Source organism: Lipingzhangella halophila (assembly GCF_014203805.1).
GTDB lineage: Bacteria > Actinomycetota > Actinomycetes > Streptosporangiales > Streptosporangiaceae > Lipingzhangella > Lipingzhangella halophila.
Map to the genome: position 1 here is coordinate 584,535 of NZ_JACHJT010000001.1, position 14,880 is coordinate 599,414.

The following is a 14,880-nucleotide window of genomic DNA, read 5'->3' on the forward strand; positions in this document are numbered from 1 at the left end:
GGGGACATGTCCAGCGGCGAGAACGACCTCGCAGGCACCCTCGATGCGGGACCCGCGCCCGCGCACGAGCCCGCCGCTTCAGGGCACGGTCGCGGCCTGGAAGTCCGGTTCGCCGGGCTCCTCCCATTCCCGCCACATCCGCTGGTGGGCCGAGACCAGCCACGCGTCGGCCCACGCGGTGTCCGGCTGTTCCGGCAGCGGCGAGCGGTCGAGCATGGTCTCCAGTTGTTCCTGCAGGGAGGCGGCCGCGTCCAGGGCCTCCTGCCGGGTGTGGCCTCCTTGGCGAAGCGCGCGCAGCCACGGCGCCCACGGCTCGGGAACCGGCAGGGTGATCCGCCCGGTCTCCAGCAGTTCCAGTCCCTGCACGCCGAGCCGGACCATGTGGTAGGCGTACTTGGTGTCGAAGCCGTACCGCTCGATGAGTTCCGGCCGGTTGGTGTGCCGCCCGCCGCGCTGGCCGAGCAGCCGTTCCCGCTGGGCGTTCAGGTAACCCAGGAAACGGCGTCCGGCCCGCCGGGATACGATCCGCTCCGAGGCGGCGCGCAGCTCCCGGCCGAGGCCGGTGGCCCGTACGATCTCGTGGTCCGGCACGAACAGCGGCAGCAGCACGGTGGGGTTGCCGTCCAGGGCCAGGCGCAGCCACTTGCGCAGCGAGTAGACGGTCAGGTCGAGATCGCCGGGACCGGAACGCACCCCTTCTGGCTGGGAGCGGTAGATGTACTGCTCGAAGGAGCGCAACCCGACCACATAGTCGGCGGGCTCGACGCAGATTCCCATCTCGTCGCGGTCGTCCTGGTCGCCGACCGTGATCCCGTGCACCCCCGAACCCACCTGGCAACGCAGGATGGTGCCCTGCTCGGCGATCCGGGCGTGCTCCTCGCTCGCGTGCCGCATGGTGGTCGCTCCGTTCCCCGTGTCGGGCGGGCGGGTCCGCTCCCGCCGCCCCGGATCCTGCAGGACCGGTCTGTGGCGGCGCAACCGGTTTGCGGCCCCGCGAGCGTGCGACGGTAGCGTTACCCGGCGGCGCAGTTTCGCCCGAACGCTGGGAGGGCCATGCCGACCACCGCCGTGCTCATCGTGACGTTTATCGCGGTCATCTTCGGGTTCTTCATCGTGCTCTTCACGGTGCTCGGAATCCGCGATCGGCGCCGGCGGCAGCGGCGCGACGAGCACGGGGTCCGGACGGGGGCGACCGTTGCGTCCGTGGAGCCCATGGTGCCGCCGGAGAGGGGGCGCTTCGACCAGCCGTTCTGGCTGCGCTTCGCCGACCCCGACGGCCGCGAGCACACCATCCGGTTCACGAGCGGGTTCGAGGGCCTCGTCCCGGTCGAGGGCTGGCGGGTCGAGGTGCTCTTCGAACCCGATGACCCGGACAACATCGAGATCACCGAGAACCCGTACTGCCACGGCGTCTCCGGGGCCGAGACGTCGCCCTCCCCGGTGGCGCGCCGGTGGCTGCTCGGGGCGCTGGCCGCGGCGACCGCGGGGCTCCTGGGCTGGGCGGCCGTCCTGTACTGGGCCGCGATCGCCGGCGGCCCCGCAGCGGCGGGGGAGCGCTTCATGCTCGGCGGCGGGGTGCTCTTCTGCGCCGCCGGCCTGGCGATGGCCGGTACCAGTGCCGACGTACTCACCACCGCGAGGCGCAAGCGGCGGCGTGCCATGGTGACGACCGGAACCATCACCCACACGTGGAGCGAAGTCCGGCGCTCGTCTGATGACGACGGCCCGTCGAGCAAAACCGTCTACCCGTACTCGGTCCAGTTCGCCCTACCCGACGGCCGGCACGTGCACCGGCGCGCCCCCCCACACCCCCAACTCCGACCGCAACCGGGCCGGGCAGCAGGTGCGGGTGGCCTACCAGCCCGAGAACCCCAAGTCGTTCACGGTGGGCCCGCCACGGCGTGTGCTGGTCGCCCCGGTGCTGGCCCTGCTCTTCGGCTGTGCCTTCGTCGGGACGGGGATACTCCTGGCTGTGCTGGCCTGAGCCGTACGGAGCGGGCCGCACGGAGCAGGCCGAGGTCCGGGCGGTCAGCGGAAGTCGGCGGAATGGTCGCGGGCCCACTGGGCGAACGGCCGCGCGGGCGTGCCGATGGCGTCGGCCGTGGTGAGCTTCTCCACCCCTGCGATGTCCGGTTCCGGTGCGCTGGCATGGGGGTCGGCGGCCTCTCCGGAGTAGTCCTCGAAGCCGACGAGGAAGTCGGCCATCGCCGCGGCGAAGCCTCCCTGGGCCAGGTACCGCTCGCGGGCCTGCTCCGGTGTGACCCGCTCGAAGCGGACTTCCTCGCCCAGTGCGCCGGCGATCGCCGCCACCTGGTCGCGGTGGCTGACGAGTTCGGGACCGTTGAGGGTGTAGGCGTTACCGCTGTGCCCGTCGTTCAGCAGGGCGGCCGCGGCGACGTCGGCGATGTCGGACTCGTGCACCGGGTACCAGGCCGCCTCGGGGTAGGGGTCGTAGACGACCCGTTCGGCGCGGATGGAGGGGCCCCACAACCACAGCTTGTTCAACATGAACTCGCCGGGACGCACGTGGGTCCACTCCAGGCCGGATTGCTGCACCGCCTGTTCCACCGGTACGTGGAATCCGGTGTCGTCGCCGCTGGTCACCGCTCCGGATGACAGCGTCACGATGCGGCGAACCCCGGACGCCGCCGCGCGGTCGACCACCGCGTCGGCGGTACTGGGTTCGGGGAACAGGAACACGCGCTCGACCCCGTCGAGCGCCGGAGGCAGGGTGTCGGGCGCGGTCAGGTCGCCCCGGACCACCTCGACACCGCCGGGTAGCCGAGCGGCTGCGGGAGTGCGGGTCATCGCCCGCACGCGCACGCCCGCGGCCAAAAGCCGGTCGGTCACGAGCCGGCCCACATTCCCGGTGGCGCCGGTCACCAGCACTGTCATGGTCGCCCTCCTGCGCTTGCGGTTCCGCGTCGCGGTTCGGTTGCGGATGCGGCGTTCCTGTCGGTGCTCAGCTCTCCGCCCTGCTCATTCCGCGGTCGCCCAGCGCCAGGCCGAGCACCGCCAGGGCCGCCGCGGCCGCCCACCCGTGGAGCACCGCGAGATCGGCGACCGTGCCGGAGAACAGGGTCCGTAGCGCCTCGACCACGTAGGTGAAGGGGTTGAGGGCGCCGACCGTCGACATCCACGCCGGCCCCATCTCCAGGGGCAGCAGCAGCCCGGAGAGCAACAGCAGCGGGAACAGCAGGGTCTGCTGGACCATGTAGAACATCTCCTGCTGGCGGCGGCACGCGATCGCCAGCGCGTGCGAGAGCGCGCCAACCCCAAGGCCCACCAGCGCGAGCAGCCCCAGGCCCAGCAGTGCCCCGACCGGGTGCAACGTGAACCCGAGAGGGATGGTGATGGCGATGATCAGCACCGCCTGCACCAGCAGCTCGACCACGTCCTTCAGGCTGCGCCCGGCCAGGATCGCCGACCGGCTCATGGGGGTGACCATCAGCCGCTCATGCGAGCCGGTCTGCATCTCGGTCAGCAGGTTGTAGCCGGTGCCGGTGGTGCCGAACAGGGCCAGCATCAGCAGGATCGCCGGGACGAACCACTGCCAGCTCGAACCGCCCGGCAGGCCGCCGATCCCCGCCAGCAAGGGGCCGAACAGAGCGAGGAACACCAGCGGCTGCAGCATGGAGAAGAGCAGCCCCAGTGGCGAGCGCCAGCTCGGCAGCGACTCGCGGACGAAGATCGTAGTGGCGTCGCGTACCGGGGTCATGCGGCAACCTCCTCGTGCTCGTGCTTCTCGTCCTGCGGGGCCTCGGTCTCCTCGCGCAGGCTGCGGCCGGTCAGGGAGAGGAAGACATCGTCCAGGGTGGAGGGGGCCATCCGCGCGGTACGCACGGTGAGACCGGCCTCGCCGAGCGCGCGCAGGTACTCGGGAAGTACCGCCTCGCTGTCCGGGACCCGGAAGGTCACGCTCGGTCCGGTGGCGTCGAGCTCGGTTGCGCCGGTGCCCCGCTCGGCGACTCGCGCGGCCGCGGCCGCCGCGTCGGCGTCGGGCAGGCCGACCGTGATCCGGTCGCCGGCGAGCGTGGACTTCAGTTGCCCAGGGGTGTCGTCGGCGATGATCCTGCCGTGGTCGATGACCACCACCCGTTCGGCCATCTCGTCGGCCTCTTCGAGGTAGTGGGTGGTCAGGAACAGGGTGGTGTCGAACCGTTCCCGGACCGCCAGGACATGAGCCCACAGGTTGGCCCGGTTCTGCGGGTCCAGGCCGGTGGAGGGCTCGTCGAGGAACAGCAGCGGCGGCTGGTGCATCAGGCCGAGCGCGACGTCCAGGCGGCGGCGTTGCCCGCCGGACAGGGTGGAGGACTGCCGGCGGCCCATGCCGGCCAGTTCCAAGGTCTCCAGCAGCTCGTCGGCGCGCTCGCGGGCAGCGGGGCGGGTCAGCCCGTAGGCGCACCCCTGGGTGACCATCTCGTCGCGTACGTAGTGGTAGTGGCCGGCGGCGTTGCCCTGGCCGATGTAGCCGATGTTGCGCCGCACCCCAGCGGAGTCGCGGCGCACGTCGTGCCCGGCCACGGTGGCCGTGCCCGAGGTGGGCTCGACCAGCCCGGTCAGCATGCGCAGCGTCGTGGATTTCCCCGCCCCGTTGGGGCCGAGAAAGGCGACCAGCTCACCCTTGGCCACATCCAGGTCGACGCCGCGAACGGCCTCCACCGGCTGTTTCTTGACCGTGAAGGTCTTGGTGAGGGCGCGGGTGTGGATCACCGGTACTCCTCTCGTCGTGGATAGTGCAACGTACCGTACAACGTACGTTCTAGCCAACCGTATGCTGGTCTGCGCGCATGAGTACGGATGGAGGACCGATGCCCGAACGCGACTACCCCGACCACCGTCGCGTCTTCGCGCTGCTGTGGCGTGCCGCGGACGACCCTTCACCCCGGTCCGGGCTGACCGTGGGCGGGATCGTCGACGCGGCCGTGGAGCTGGCGGACGAATCCGGCCTGGGCGGGGTGTCGATGCGCCGTATCGCCGAGCGGCTCGGGGTCGGGACGATGTCCCTGTACACCTACGTGTCCAGCAAGGCCGAGCTGGTCCCGGTGATGCTGGACTCGATGTACGGCGAGCTCGCCCAGATCGCGGCCCCGGAGAAGGGGTGGCGTGCCCGCCTGGAGTCGCTCGCCCACGGCTACTGGGACCTGTTCCACCGGCATCCGTGGATGCTGGAGGTCCCGGTGAGCCGGCCGCTGCCCGGGCCGAACACCGTGGACCGCCAGGAGGCCGAGTTCGAGATAGTCGACGGCATCGGCCTGGACGAGCTGGAGATGAACTCCGTGCTGGAACTGGTGCGCAACCACACCGGCAGCGCCGCCCGGCACACCATGGAGATCGCCCGTGACGCCGAGCGCAGTGGCGTCAGCGACGACCAGTGGTGGTACGCGGTCGAGCCCCTGTTCACCAGCTACCTCGCGGGCCGCTACCTACCGCTGACCGCGCGCGTGGGGGAGGCGATCGGCGCGCCGCACAGCGATCCGCGCCGCGAGTTCGAGTTCGGCCTGGCCCGCATCCTGGATGGGCTGGAGGACCTGGTGGTCTCCCGGTCCCGGTCCGGTTAACCCTGGAGCGCGAGCCGACGCGGCCGGATGGAACTCCCCAGCAGTAGTAATCCCATGATCGGATCTCATGATCCCTGGTCATTCCCGGCCGGTGTGAAGGGCGGTATTTGTCCGACCCGACAAAGAAGGGCCGGAGATGCTGGTCGGGGCGACAACCCGTGAACGCGCCCGACACCGGCAGGATTGCGGAATCATCAGCATTCCCGTTCGCCCATTGCCCCAGATGCCGCGAGCGGGGCGAGAGAAATGGGGGAGCCCATGACCAGCTCCACATTGGCATCGATCGCCACGTTCGCCGTGTATTTCGTGGTGATGGTCGTGATCGGCCTCTGGGTGTTCAGGCGAACCGCGTCCCTGTCCGACTTCGTGCTCGGGGGGCGGCAGCTGAACAGTTGGGTGGCCGGGCTGAGCGCGAACGCCAGTGACTTCAGCGCCTGGCTGCTGTTGGGACTTCCCGGCGCGATCTACCTGTCCGGACTCGGTGAGGCGTGGATCGCCGTGGGCCTGGCTATCGGTTTCGCCGCCAGTTGGTACCTTCTCGCGGGCCGGCTGCGTGTGTTCACCGAGCGCGCCACGGACGCCCGCAGCGGCGGCGAGTCCAACTCCCTCACCTTGTCCTCCTACCTGGAGAACCGGTTCGGCGACCGCAGCGGGACGCTCCGTGCCGTCTCGGCCATCCTGATCCTGGTCTTCTACCTCTTCTACGTGGCCTCCGGGCTGGTCGCCATGGGCGGCCTGTTCGAGCAGGTCTTCGGCATGTCGGCGAACACCGCCATCGTCATCGGCGTGTCGATCGTGGTGCTCTACACCTTCCTCGGCGGCTTCCTCGCGGTGAGCTTCACCGACGTCATCCAGGCCGTGATGATGTGGTGCGCGCTGCTCGTCGTGCCGCTCGTGGCCATCGTCGCCATCTCCACCGACCCTGACCGGAGCCTGAACGGCGGCGCGGGATCGGTCTTCGGCGGTGTCTCCGGGCTGGACGGCTCCTGGACACCCGCCGACGCCCTGGTGCCCGTGGTCGTCATCTCCGGGCTGGCCTGGGGATTCGGTTACCTCGGCCAGCCGCACATCCTGGCCCGGTTCATGGGGATCCGCTCCAGGCGCGACGTTCCTGCGGCGGGGGCCATCAGCGTCGGCTGGGCTGTCACCGCCATGGCAATGGCGCTCGTCGTCGGCTTCACCGGTGTGGCGTTCTTCGACCAGCCGCTCGACGAGGACATGGCGGAGCAGGTGTTTCCGCAGCTGATCCAGGCGTTGATGAACCCCTGGGTGGCCGGGTTCCTGCTGGCCGCCATCCTGGCCGCGGTCATGAGCACCGCCGACTCCCAGCTGCTGGTGGCCTCCGCGGCGCTGACCGAGGACGGCTACCGCGCCTTCCTCAACCGTGGCGCCTCGGCGCTGTCGCTGGTGTGGATCAGCCGCGGCGCGGTGGTGCTGGTGGCCGCCGTAGCCGCCGGCATCGCCCTGTCGGGCAACAACACCATCATGGACCTGGTGGGATACGCCTGGGCCGGCTTCGGCGCCGGCTTCGGCCCGGTCATCCTTCTCTCGCTGTACTGGCGGCGGATGAACCGCGCCGGCGCGCTGGCGGGCATGGTCACCGGCGGGGTCGCGGCCATCGCCTGGGACGTGCTCGACGAGCAGGTGCTGGGCACCGAGCTGTACGCGATGGTGCCGGCGGTGGCCGCCAGCTTCCTGGCCATCATGGTGTGCAACCCGCTGGGGCGGGCCAGCCAGCAGATGGAGCAGGACTTCGACCGAGTCGACGGGGAGTACAAGGACCTCACACCCGTCGGCTGAGTACCGATGGCGCGCCCGAGCCCGGGGCCCGCGGACCCCGCCGGGTCCGCGGGCCCTTCGCGGTCTGCCCAGCATGTGCGGTCGCGGACGTCCGGGGCGTGGTTGGCCGGCGTGTGCTCGCCCGGCGAAGGCCGTCGCCGGGCGCCCTCGGGCTACCGGTGGTGTTGCATCAGCAGTTGCAGGTGCGTAAAGAGCCGTTCGTTGGAGTCGGACAGGTCGAGCCCGCTCACGGACTCGGCCCGGCGAAGCCGGTAGCGCAGTGTGTTCGGGTGGATGTGCAGCCGCCCCGCTGCCCTGCGCACATCACCGAAGTCCGCGAGGTAGGCCAGTAGCGAGGCAACGAGCTTGCCCCCGGACTCGGCGTCGTGTGCGATCAGCCGGTCGACCCGGGGGTCGCGGAGAGAGGGGTTCTTCCGCACGTGCGCCAGCGTTTCGCTGACCAGCACCCGCGCTCGTACCTCGGAGATCGTGGCGACGTCCGTGTCCAGGTCGCGGCCCATCGCGTCGAGGATCCGGTCCGCCTCGCCCCGGGACCAGGGGACGTCGGACAGCGAGTCGACCAGTGACCCGACCGCGCCCTGCACCGAGGCGCCGAACATCCCGCGCGCCGCCCGAACGGTCTTGCGTGTCAGCGCGAGCGCGGACGACTCCGACCGGTGCGTGATATCGGGCAGGAGGACGTAGACGCGGTGGCCCAGCGCTGTCACCAGGGCGGCGTGCCGGTAGGCGGCGGCGTGCACCGAGACGAGGTCGACCATCCGGCGCCGCCTCATCTCCTGTCCGGAGCGGTCGCCCCCGTGAGCGGCATCCGGCCGGCGCTCGTGGCCATCGGGGTAGGCCGCGCCCGGCGTGTCCAGTGTCAGCGCCATGACCAGCGCGGCCCGGTCAGGGGACACCTTGATGGTGTCGGAGAGGGCAGCGGCCTCGACCCGGCCTTCCAGCAGCCCGGCCAGCAGGTCCTCGCGCAGCCGCAGCCCCGCGGTCACTTCGGTGCGGTGCCGCACCATTTGCAGGGAGGTCACGCGGGCGGCGCCCACCAGTGCTTCTTCCGCCCCCTCTGCCAGCGGCTGGGACCGCTCCTGCACCCAGATCGTCCCCAGCGGCTGCGAACCGGCACGCACGCCCACCGCGAGGCGCCGCCGGATGCCCAGCTCCGGGCGCTCGTCGATGTGCACGACCTCGTCGCTGGAGCGCAGCCGGGTGAAGACCCCCCACTCGCGGAGCAGCCCCAGGTACTGCTCCGGCCCCTGGCGCCCCAGGATCGACAGCCGGCGCAGCTCATCGCCCTCCTCCCCGCTGGAATAGGCGAGCACCCGGCTGGCCGCGTCCTCGATCGTCACCAGCCCGCCGGTCAGCGTGGAGATCGACTGTGCCAGCGAGAACAGGTCGCCCGCGGAGTCACCCAGCTCCGTTTCGGTGGTCAGCCGGGCGTCCTCGACCACGTTGCGGCACAGTGACTGCAGCTGATCCCAGCGCACGTCCGGGCGGACGGCGAGGAGCGCGACCCCGGACTCGCTCGCGGCCGCGCGTAGCTGCTCGACCTCGCCACTACTCGACGACCGGGAACTCACTTTTACCGCGACAGCCGCCGCCCCGCGCCGGGCCGCCGAGCTGATCAGGTGCCGCGCCGCACCCCCGCGTGCTCCTATGAGGAGTACCAGGTCCCCGGCGAACGCCTCGCTCTCGTCATCGGGGTCGAGGATCACAACGTTGCCGACGCGGAGGTCCAGGCCCGCGGGGGCGGCGAGCACGTCGACGAGAGGGGCGCCCACCGTGAGCAGTAGCTGGCGCAGCAGCACGCCGCCGGAAGCGGCGGTGTCCTCGGATGTATCGAGCTCGGTGTTCATCCCTCACCCATTTTGTTCCATCGGCCAACCGGCGGGGTCGAAGAGTAGCCGCGGCCACAAAGCATCGCCGATACGGCCACTCTAGCCTTTTTCCAGGTCAGCAACGATTCGCGAAGGAGGTGCCCATGGATGCCGTGACCAGCGTTCCCACGCCGGTGAACGAGCCCGTTCTCGGATACGCGCCCGGTAGCCCCGAACGGGCGGAGCTGGCGGAGCGGCTCGAAGCGCTCGCCAAGGAGCCGGCCGAGCTCACCATGACCATCGGCGGTGACCGCCGGATGGGTGGCGGGGAACGCATCGATGTTGTACAGCCGCACAACCACGCCTCGGTTCTCGGCACCCTGGGCAACGCCACCCACGGCGACGCCCGCGAGGCCGTTGCCGCCGCGAAGAACGCGGCCCCCGCCTGGCGCGCGATGCCGTTCGACGAGCGCGCCGCGATCCTGCTGCGTGCCGCGGACCTGCTAGCCGGGCCGTGGCGCCAGACGATGAACGCGGCGACCATGCTCGGCCAGTCCAAGACCGCCATCCAGGCCGAGATCGACGCCGCCTGCGAGCTGATCGACTTCTGGCGGTTCAACGTCGCCTACGCGCGACGCCTGATGCAGGAGCAGCCCCACAGCCCGGCGGGCCAGTGGAACCGCCTCGAACAGCGGCCACTCGAAGGGTTCGTCTACGCGGTCACGCCGTTCAACTTCACCGCGATCGCGGGCAACCTGCCCACCGCACCGGCTCTTATGGGCAACGTCGTGGTGTGGAAACCCGCGCCCACGCAGCAGCTCGCCGCCCATCTGACCATGCGGCTCCTTGAGGAGGCCGGTCTGCCGCCGGGTGTCATCAACATGGTGACCGGTGACGGCGCCGCCGTCTCCGATGTGGCGTTGCAGGACCCGGAGCTGGCCGGCGTGCACTTCACGGGCTCGACCGCCACCTTCCAGCGCCTGTGGAGGTCGGTGGGGGAGAACATCGAGGGCTACCGCTCCTACCCGCGTATCGTCGGCGAGACCGGAGGCAAGGACTTCGTTGTCGCCCACTCCTCCGCCGACCCCGACGTCGTGCGCACCGCCATCGTCCGCGGCGCGTTCGAGTTCCAGGGGCAGAAGTGTTCGGCCGCCTCGCGGGCGTTCGTCGCGCGTTCGGTGTGGGAGCGCATGCGGGACGACCTCGTCGCCGAGGTTGAGTCGCTGAGCATGGGCGATGTCACCGATCTGGCGAACTTCATGGGCGCCGTCATCGACCGGCGTTCCTTCAATCGGCTGGCGGGTCTCCTGGAGCGGGTGCGCTCGGACGACTCCCTGCGGATCCTGGCCGGCGGCACCGCCGACGACTCGGTCGGCTACTTCGTGCGCCCCACTGTCGTGCTGGGCCAGGACCCGGACAACGACGTCTTCCGCACCGAGTACTTCGGCCCGGTGATCGCGGTGCACGTCTACGAGGACGCCGACTACGAGCGGATTCTCCGGGTCGTTGACGAGGGATCGGGCTACGCCCTCACGGGCGCGGTCATCGCGGACGACCGCGCCGCCGTCACCAAGGCGCACGAGGCGCTGCGCTTCACCGCCGGCAACTTCTACGTCAACGACAAGCCGACCGGGTCCGTGGTCGGCCAACAGCCCTTCGGCGGTGCCCGGGGCTCGGGCACCAACGACAAGGCCGGCAGCGCGCAGAACCTGGCCCGCTGGGCGAGCCCGCGCGCGATCAAGGAGACCTTCGTCCCCCCAAAGGCATCGTCGTATCCCCACCAGGGATGAGCCGGCGAGCAGGAACCATCCCGCGGCCCCGGGCAAGCACGGTCCGGGGCCGCGGGATGGTGGACGACCTAGAGCGAGGTGCAGCATGCTCCGTACCCCACTTCTGATCGCGGCGCGCTCCACCGCCTGCCGGACCATCGTCGAGCGCGCCCCCGTGACCCGGAACCTCGTGTCCCGGTTCGTCGCGGGCTCGACCCTGGAACAGGCGCTCCCCGCGGTAGAGGAGCTCACCCGGGACCGTTACGTCACCCTGGACCACCTCGGCGAGGATGTCACCGACGCTGAGCAGGCCGGGGCGACCGTCACCGCCTACACCCGGCTGCTGGAGGAACTGGGCCGTGCCGGGCTGGGCGCGCGTGCCGAGGTCTCGGTGAAGCTCTCCGCTGTCGGCCAGTTCCTGCCGTTCGACGGGGAGAAGATCGCGCTGGAGAACGCCCGGCACATCTGCGAGGCGGCGGCCCGGGTCGGCACCACGGTGACCCTGGACATGGAGGACCACACCACCACCGACTCCACCCTGTCCATCCTGCGCGAGCTGCGCGTGGACTACCCGTCGGCGGGTGCCGTGCTGCAGGCGTACCTGCACCGGACCGAGGCCGACTGCCGCGATCTCCGCTACGAGGGGTCACGAGTCCGGCTCTGCAAGGGGGCCTACGATGAACCGGCCTCGGTCGCCTACCGCGACAGAACCAAGGTGGACCGCTCCTACGTGCGCTGCATGAGAACCCTGATGGCCGGTGCGGGATACCCGATGATCGCCTCGCACGATCCCAGCATGGTCACCATCGCCGGGCGAATCGCCGCGGACAACGGCCGCCCGGCCGACAGCTACGAGTTCCAGATGCTCTACGGCATCCGCGACGCCGAGCAGGTCCGGCTCGCCGCCAAGGGCAACCGGATGCGCGTCTACGTGCCCTACGGCGAGCAGTGGTACGGATACTTCATGCGGCGGCTCGCCGAGCGTCCGGCGAACGTCGCCTTCTTCGCCCGGTCCCTGCTGACACGCGGCTGATCCGCTCCGGCCGCACGACACGGAACGCGAGAGCCCGACACGCGTGTGACGCGTTGTGGCCATACCTCGGGAACCCGGCGGGCGTATAGTGCGTTACGTTGAGGGCAGCTAGTTCACCCCCGAAAGGCGTTCGAAGACATGCGGATGACGAGTTCGAACCCCGCGATGAAGCGGGCGTTGCGGTCGAGGCCGGCCGGGTACGGCCAGCCGTACCAGCAGCCGTATGCCCAACCCGGATACTCCCAACAGGGCTACGGTCAACCCCCTCAGCCGGGCTACGGCCAGTATGCCCAGCAGGGATACCCGGGGCAGGCCCAGCCCGGCTATCCCGGCGGCGGTGCGGACGAAGCGTCGCGGCCCATGACGATCGACGACGTTGTGATGCGCAGCGGGATGACCATCGGCATGGTCATCGCGACCGCGGTGCTGAACTTCTTCGTGTTCGCGGCGAACCCCGGCCTGGCGATGATGCTCACCTTCGGTGGCGCGATCGCCGGCCTCGTCCTCGGGTTGATCATCGCGTTCACCCAGTCGACCAACGCCGCGCTGATCCTGACCTACGCCGCGCTCGAAGGGTTGTTCGTCGGCGGAATCAGCCGGCTGTTCGAGGGCCTGGCGGGAACGGAGGCCGGCGGGCTGGTCACTCCGGCCGTATTCGGCACGGTGTTCGCCTTCGCCACGATGCTCGGGCTGTACAAGACGCGGGTCATCCGGGTGACCAACACCTTCGTCAAGGTGGTCTCGGGTGCCCTGGTGGCGGCTCTCGTGCTGCTCCTGGCCAACTTCGTGGTGGGCATGTTCAACGGCGGTGTCGGCTTCGGCCTGCGCGAGCCCTCGTTGCTGGGCGTCGGCGTCACCCTGGTGCTGATCGTGATCGCCTGCGCCACGCTGGCGATCGAGTTCAAGGGCATCGAGGACGGCATCGCGATGGGCGTGCCCAACAAGATGGCCTGGCAGTTCGCCTTCGGCCTGACCGTCTCGCTGGTCTGGCTCTACGTCGAGATCCTGCGGCTGCTCTGGATGCTCCAGGCGATCTTCGGCGGTGAGTAACCGCGAATCCCCGCACTCGTATTCGCCTCGCCCGGGTCGCCCCGGGCGAGGCGAACTCTTATGGGCGCCGGCGGGATGGCGCGTGCGTGCCGCGAGGTGTTCTCAGCGGCGCTGACGCGGGATCGCGGCCGAACGGTTGCGGCGACGGCGGTCGTACTCCTGGACGATGGCCTGGGCGTATCCGTGGCTGATGCCGTGTTCGTCGGCCAGCCAGTTGGTGCGTTCCGAGCAGCGGGTCAGCCCCGGGCCCTTTTCAAGGTGGTCGAACCACTCGTGGAGGTCGCGGCCTGTGACGGACGGAATGCGGGCGAGTAGCAGCGCGTGGGTCTCCGGCGAGTGGGTTACCGACATGTGCACCTCCGTACGTGAACGGTACTTACCTGCGACCTTGCATCAGGATCACAGTTTGGACAAGCCCTTCGGGAGACCTTTTACGCTACTTTCCATTGAGCGCTTCGTGTGGAACCCGTTACCTGCCGTTCCATCCGCCGCTCTCCGCGCACCCGCGCCGCCCCGCACGAAAGCTCGACGGGCCGCACGCCAGTGCGGCCCGTCGAGGGGTAACAGTGCTTCGGCCGGTCTCAGCTCAGCCGCTCGAAGACCGCCGCCATTCCCTGGCCGCCACCGACGCACATGGTCTCCAGGCCGTACGTCTTGTCGTGGAACTGCAGGCCGTTGAGGAGTGTGGTGGTGATGCGGGCGCCGGTCATGCCGAACGGGTGCCCGACCGCGATCGCGCCGCCGTTGACGTTGAGCTTGTTCTCGATATCGATACCGAGGTCGTCGGCGGACGGCAGCACCTGGGCGGCGAACGCCTCATTGAGTTCCACCAGGTCGATGTCACTGATGGACATGTTGGCGCGGGAGAGCGCCTGGCGCGAGGCGCCAACGGGCCCCAGCCCCATGATCTCCGGAGAGAGCGCGCTGACGCCGGTGGAGACGATCCGGGCCAGAGGAGTGAGCCCGAGCTCGGCGGCCTTGGTGTCGCTCATGATCACCACGGCGGCGGCACCGTCGTTCAGCGGGCAGGCGTTGCCCGCGGTCACCGTGCCGTCGGGGCGGAACACCGGCTGCAGCTGGGAGATCTTCTCGTAGGTCGTGCCCCGGCGGGGGCCGTCGTCCGAGCTGACCACGGTGCCGTCCGGCAGCGTGACCGGCGCGATCTCGCGGTCCCAGAAGCCGTTGTCGATGGACTTCTCGGCGAGGTTCTGTGAGCGCACCCCGAACTCGTCCTGCCGCTCCCGCGAGAGGTCGCGGATCTGCACCACGTTCTCGGCGGTCTGGCCCATGGCGATGTAGACGTCCGGAAGTTCGTCCTTCTCGCGCGGGTCGACCCAGGTGGGCGCGCTGCCTTCGCCACGCTTGGCGGTGCGGGCCAGCGCGTCGTCGAACTTCGGGTTCCTGGTGTCGGGCAGGGTGTCGCTGTTTCCCTTGACGGAGCGGCTGACCATCTCCACGCCCGCGGAGACGAAGATGTCGCCCTCGCCGGCCTTGATGGCGTGGTAGGCCATCCGTGTCGTCTGCAGTGACGACGAGCAGTAGCGGGTGATCGTCGTACCGGGCACCGAGTCGAGACCGAGCTGCACGGCCACCACCCGGGCCATGTTGTAGCCCTGCTCCCCTCCGGGCAGGCCGCATCCCAGCATCAGGTCGTCAATGGACTTCGGGTCCAGCTTTGGGACCTTGGCCAGGGCCGCGGTGATGATCTGCGCGGTGATGTCGTCGGGGCGGAGGTCCTTCAGGGATCCCTTGAACGCGCGTCCGATGGGGGAACGCGCGGTCGCGACGATGACGGCTTCAGGCATGCTCGCGAACCTTCTCTCGTATACACGGGCGCCAGGCGGGTCGTTACTCGCACG

Annotated in this window: 14 protein-coding genes; 6 read left to right on the forward strand and 8 right to left on the reverse strand. The window is 70.0% G+C overall.

Going from position 1 to position 14,880, the window contains the following annotated elements; translation table 11 throughout:
• Positions 1-78: 78 nt before the first annotated feature.
• Positions 79-894 (reverse strand): nucleotidyltransferase domain-containing protein, encoded by an 816-nt coding sequence (locus F4561_RS02750; protein WP_184574451.1) that lies wholly within the window; start codon positions 892-894, stop codon positions 79-81.
• Between the two features lie 119 nt (positions 895-1,013).
• The gene (locus F4561_RS34135) at positions 1,014-1,661 is read right to left on the reverse strand and encodes a hypothetical protein (protein WP_221445342.1); all 648 of its coding nucleotides are present in this window, start codon (positions 1,659-1,661) and stop codon (positions 1,014-1,016) included.
• A 188-nt stretch (positions 1,662-1,849) separates the two neighbouring features.
• Here F4561_RS34135 and F4561_RS34140 point away from each other — a divergent pair, with 188 nt between their 5' ends.
• Positions 1,850-1,984 carry a hypothetical protein gene (locus F4561_RS34140; RefSeq protein ID WP_281384015.1) on the forward strand — a complete coding sequence of 45 codons (135 nt, stop codon included), beginning with the start codon at positions 1,850-1,852 and terminating at the stop codon, positions 1,982-1,984.
• A 44-nt stretch (positions 1,985-2,028) separates the two neighbouring features.
• Here the strand turns inward: F4561_RS34140 and F4561_RS02760 are convergent, their stop codons facing one another.
• From F4561_RS02760 to F4561_RS02770, 3 genes are all read right to left on the reverse strand, one after another.
• Positions 2,029-2,895, reverse strand: coding sequence for an SDR family oxidoreductase (locus F4561_RS02760; RefSeq protein ID WP_184574453.1), 867 nt, complete (start codon positions 2,893-2,895; stop codon positions 2,029-2,031).
• Positions 2,896-2,962: 67 nt separating this feature from the next.
• The gene (locus F4561_RS02765; RefSeq protein ID WP_184574456.1) at positions 2,963-3,718 is read right to left on the reverse strand and encodes an ABC transporter permease; all 756 of its coding nucleotides are present in this window, start codon (positions 3,716-3,718) and stop codon (positions 2,963-2,965) included.
• Complete coding sequence (locus F4561_RS02770; protein WP_184574458.1) at positions 3,715-4,713, reverse strand: ATP-binding cassette domain-containing protein; 999 nt, start codon at positions 4,711-4,713, stop codon at positions 3,715-3,717. The genes F4561_RS02765 and F4561_RS02770 overlap by 4 nt, the downstream gene beginning before the upstream one ends.
• A 98-nt stretch (positions 4,714-4,811) precedes the next feature.
• On the opposite strand from F4561_RS02770, the gene F4561_RS02775 reads away from it, so the two are divergent.
• Positions 4,812-5,561 (forward strand): TetR/AcrR family transcriptional regulator, encoded by a 750-nt coding sequence (locus F4561_RS02775; protein ID WP_184574460.1) that lies wholly within the window; start codon positions 4,812-4,814, stop codon positions 5,559-5,561.
• A gap of 258 nt (positions 5,562-5,819) precedes the next feature.
• Positions 5,820-7,361: a sodium/proline symporter PutP gene (putP, locus tag F4561_RS02780; protein WP_184574462.1), complete on the forward strand. Its 1,542-nt coding sequence runs from the start codon at positions 5,820-5,822 to the stop codon at positions 7,359-7,361.
• A 152-nt stretch (positions 7,362-7,513) separates the two neighbouring features.
• Here the strand turns inward: putP and F4561_RS02785 are convergent, their stop codons facing one another.
• On the reverse strand, positions 7,514-9,208 hold the full coding sequence (locus tag F4561_RS02785; protein WP_184574464.1) for a PucR family transcriptional regulator: 1,695 nt from the start codon (positions 9,206-9,208) through the stop codon (positions 7,514-7,516).
• 125 nt (positions 9,209-9,333) lie between these two features.
• On the opposite strand from F4561_RS02785, the gene pruA reads away from it, so the two are divergent.
• The 3 genes from pruA (at position 9,334) to F4561_RS02800 (ending at position 13,021) form a co-directional block, all read left to right on the forward strand.
• Positions 9,334-10,959 carry an L-glutamate gamma-semialdehyde dehydrogenase gene (gene pruA / locus F4561_RS02790; RefSeq protein WP_184574466.1) on the forward strand — a complete coding sequence of 542 codons (1,626 nt, stop codon included), beginning with the start codon at positions 9,334-9,336 and terminating at the stop codon, positions 10,957-10,959.
• Between the two features lie 85 nt (positions 10,960-11,044).
• Entirely contained in the window at positions 11,045-11,971 is a 927-nt protein-coding gene (locus F4561_RS02795) for a proline dehydrogenase family protein (protein WP_184574468.1), read from the forward strand.
• A 138-nt stretch (positions 11,972-12,109) separates the two neighbouring features.
• Entirely contained in the window at positions 12,110-13,021 is a 912-nt protein-coding gene (locus F4561_RS02800; protein WP_184574470.1) for a Bax inhibitor-1/YccA family membrane protein, read from the forward strand.
• Between the two features lie 102 nt (positions 13,022-13,123).
• Here the strand turns inward: F4561_RS02800 and F4561_RS02805 are convergent, their stop codons facing one another.
• Positions 13,124-13,372, reverse strand: a complete 249-nt coding sequence (locus F4561_RS02805) for a DUF4287 domain-containing protein (RefSeq protein WP_184574472.1) — start codon at positions 13,370-13,372, stop codon at positions 13,124-13,126.
• 230 nt (positions 13,373-13,602) lie between these two features.
• Positions 13,603-14,826 carry an acetyl-CoA C-acetyltransferase gene (locus tag F4561_RS02810; RefSeq protein ID WP_184574474.1) on the reverse strand — a complete coding sequence of 408 codons (1,224 nt, stop codon included), beginning with the start codon at positions 14,824-14,826 and terminating at the stop codon, positions 13,603-13,605.
• Positions 14,827-14,880: the final 54 nt, after the last annotated feature.

Bases quoted from the DNA above. Each gene is read 5' to 3' on its own strand.
- F4561_RS02750 (WP_184574451.1), bottom strand. From the start codon at position 894: ATGCGGCACGCGAGCGAGGAGCACGCCCGGATCGCCGAGCAGGGCACC.
- F4561_RS02805 (WP_184574472.1), bottom strand. From the start codon at position 13,372: ATGTCGGTAACCCACTCGCCGGAGACCCACGCGCTGCTACTCGCCCGC.
- F4561_RS02810 (WP_184574474.1), bottom strand. From the start codon at position 14,826: ATGCCTGAAGCCGTCATCGTCGCGACCGCGCGTTCCCCCATCGGACGC.
- F4561_RS02765 (WP_184574456.1), bottom strand. From the start codon at position 3,718: ATGACCCCGGTACGCGACGCCACTACGATCTTCGTCCGCGAGTCGCTG.
- F4561_RS02760 (WP_184574453.1), bottom strand. From the start codon at position 2,895: ATGACAGTGCTGGTGACCGGCGCCACCGGGAATGTGGGCCGGCTCGTG.
- F4561_RS02775 (WP_184574460.1), top strand. From the start codon at position 4,812: ATGCCCGAACGCGACTACCCCGACCACCGTCGCGTCTTCGCGCTGCTG.
- pruA (WP_184574466.1), top strand. From the start codon at position 9,334: ATGGATGCCGTGACCAGCGTTCCCACGCCGGTGAACGAGCCCGTTCTC.
- putP (WP_184574462.1), top strand. From the start codon at position 5,820: ATGACCAGCTCCACATTGGCATCGATCGCCACGTTCGCCGTGTATTTC.
- F4561_RS34135 (WP_221445342.1), bottom strand. From the start codon at position 1,661: ATGGCACGCCGCCGCTTGCGCCTCGCGGTGGTGAGTACGTCGGCACTG.
- F4561_RS02795 (WP_184574468.1), top strand. From the start codon at position 11,045: ATGCTCCGTACCCCACTTCTGATCGCGGCGCGCTCCACCGCCTGCCGG.
- F4561_RS02800 (WP_184574470.1), top strand. From the start codon at position 12,110: ATGCGGATGACGAGTTCGAACCCCGCGATGAAGCGGGCGTTGCGGTCG.
- F4561_RS02785 (WP_184574464.1), bottom strand. From the start codon at position 9,208: ATGAACACCGAGCTCGATACATCCGAGGACACCGCCGCTTCCGGCGGC.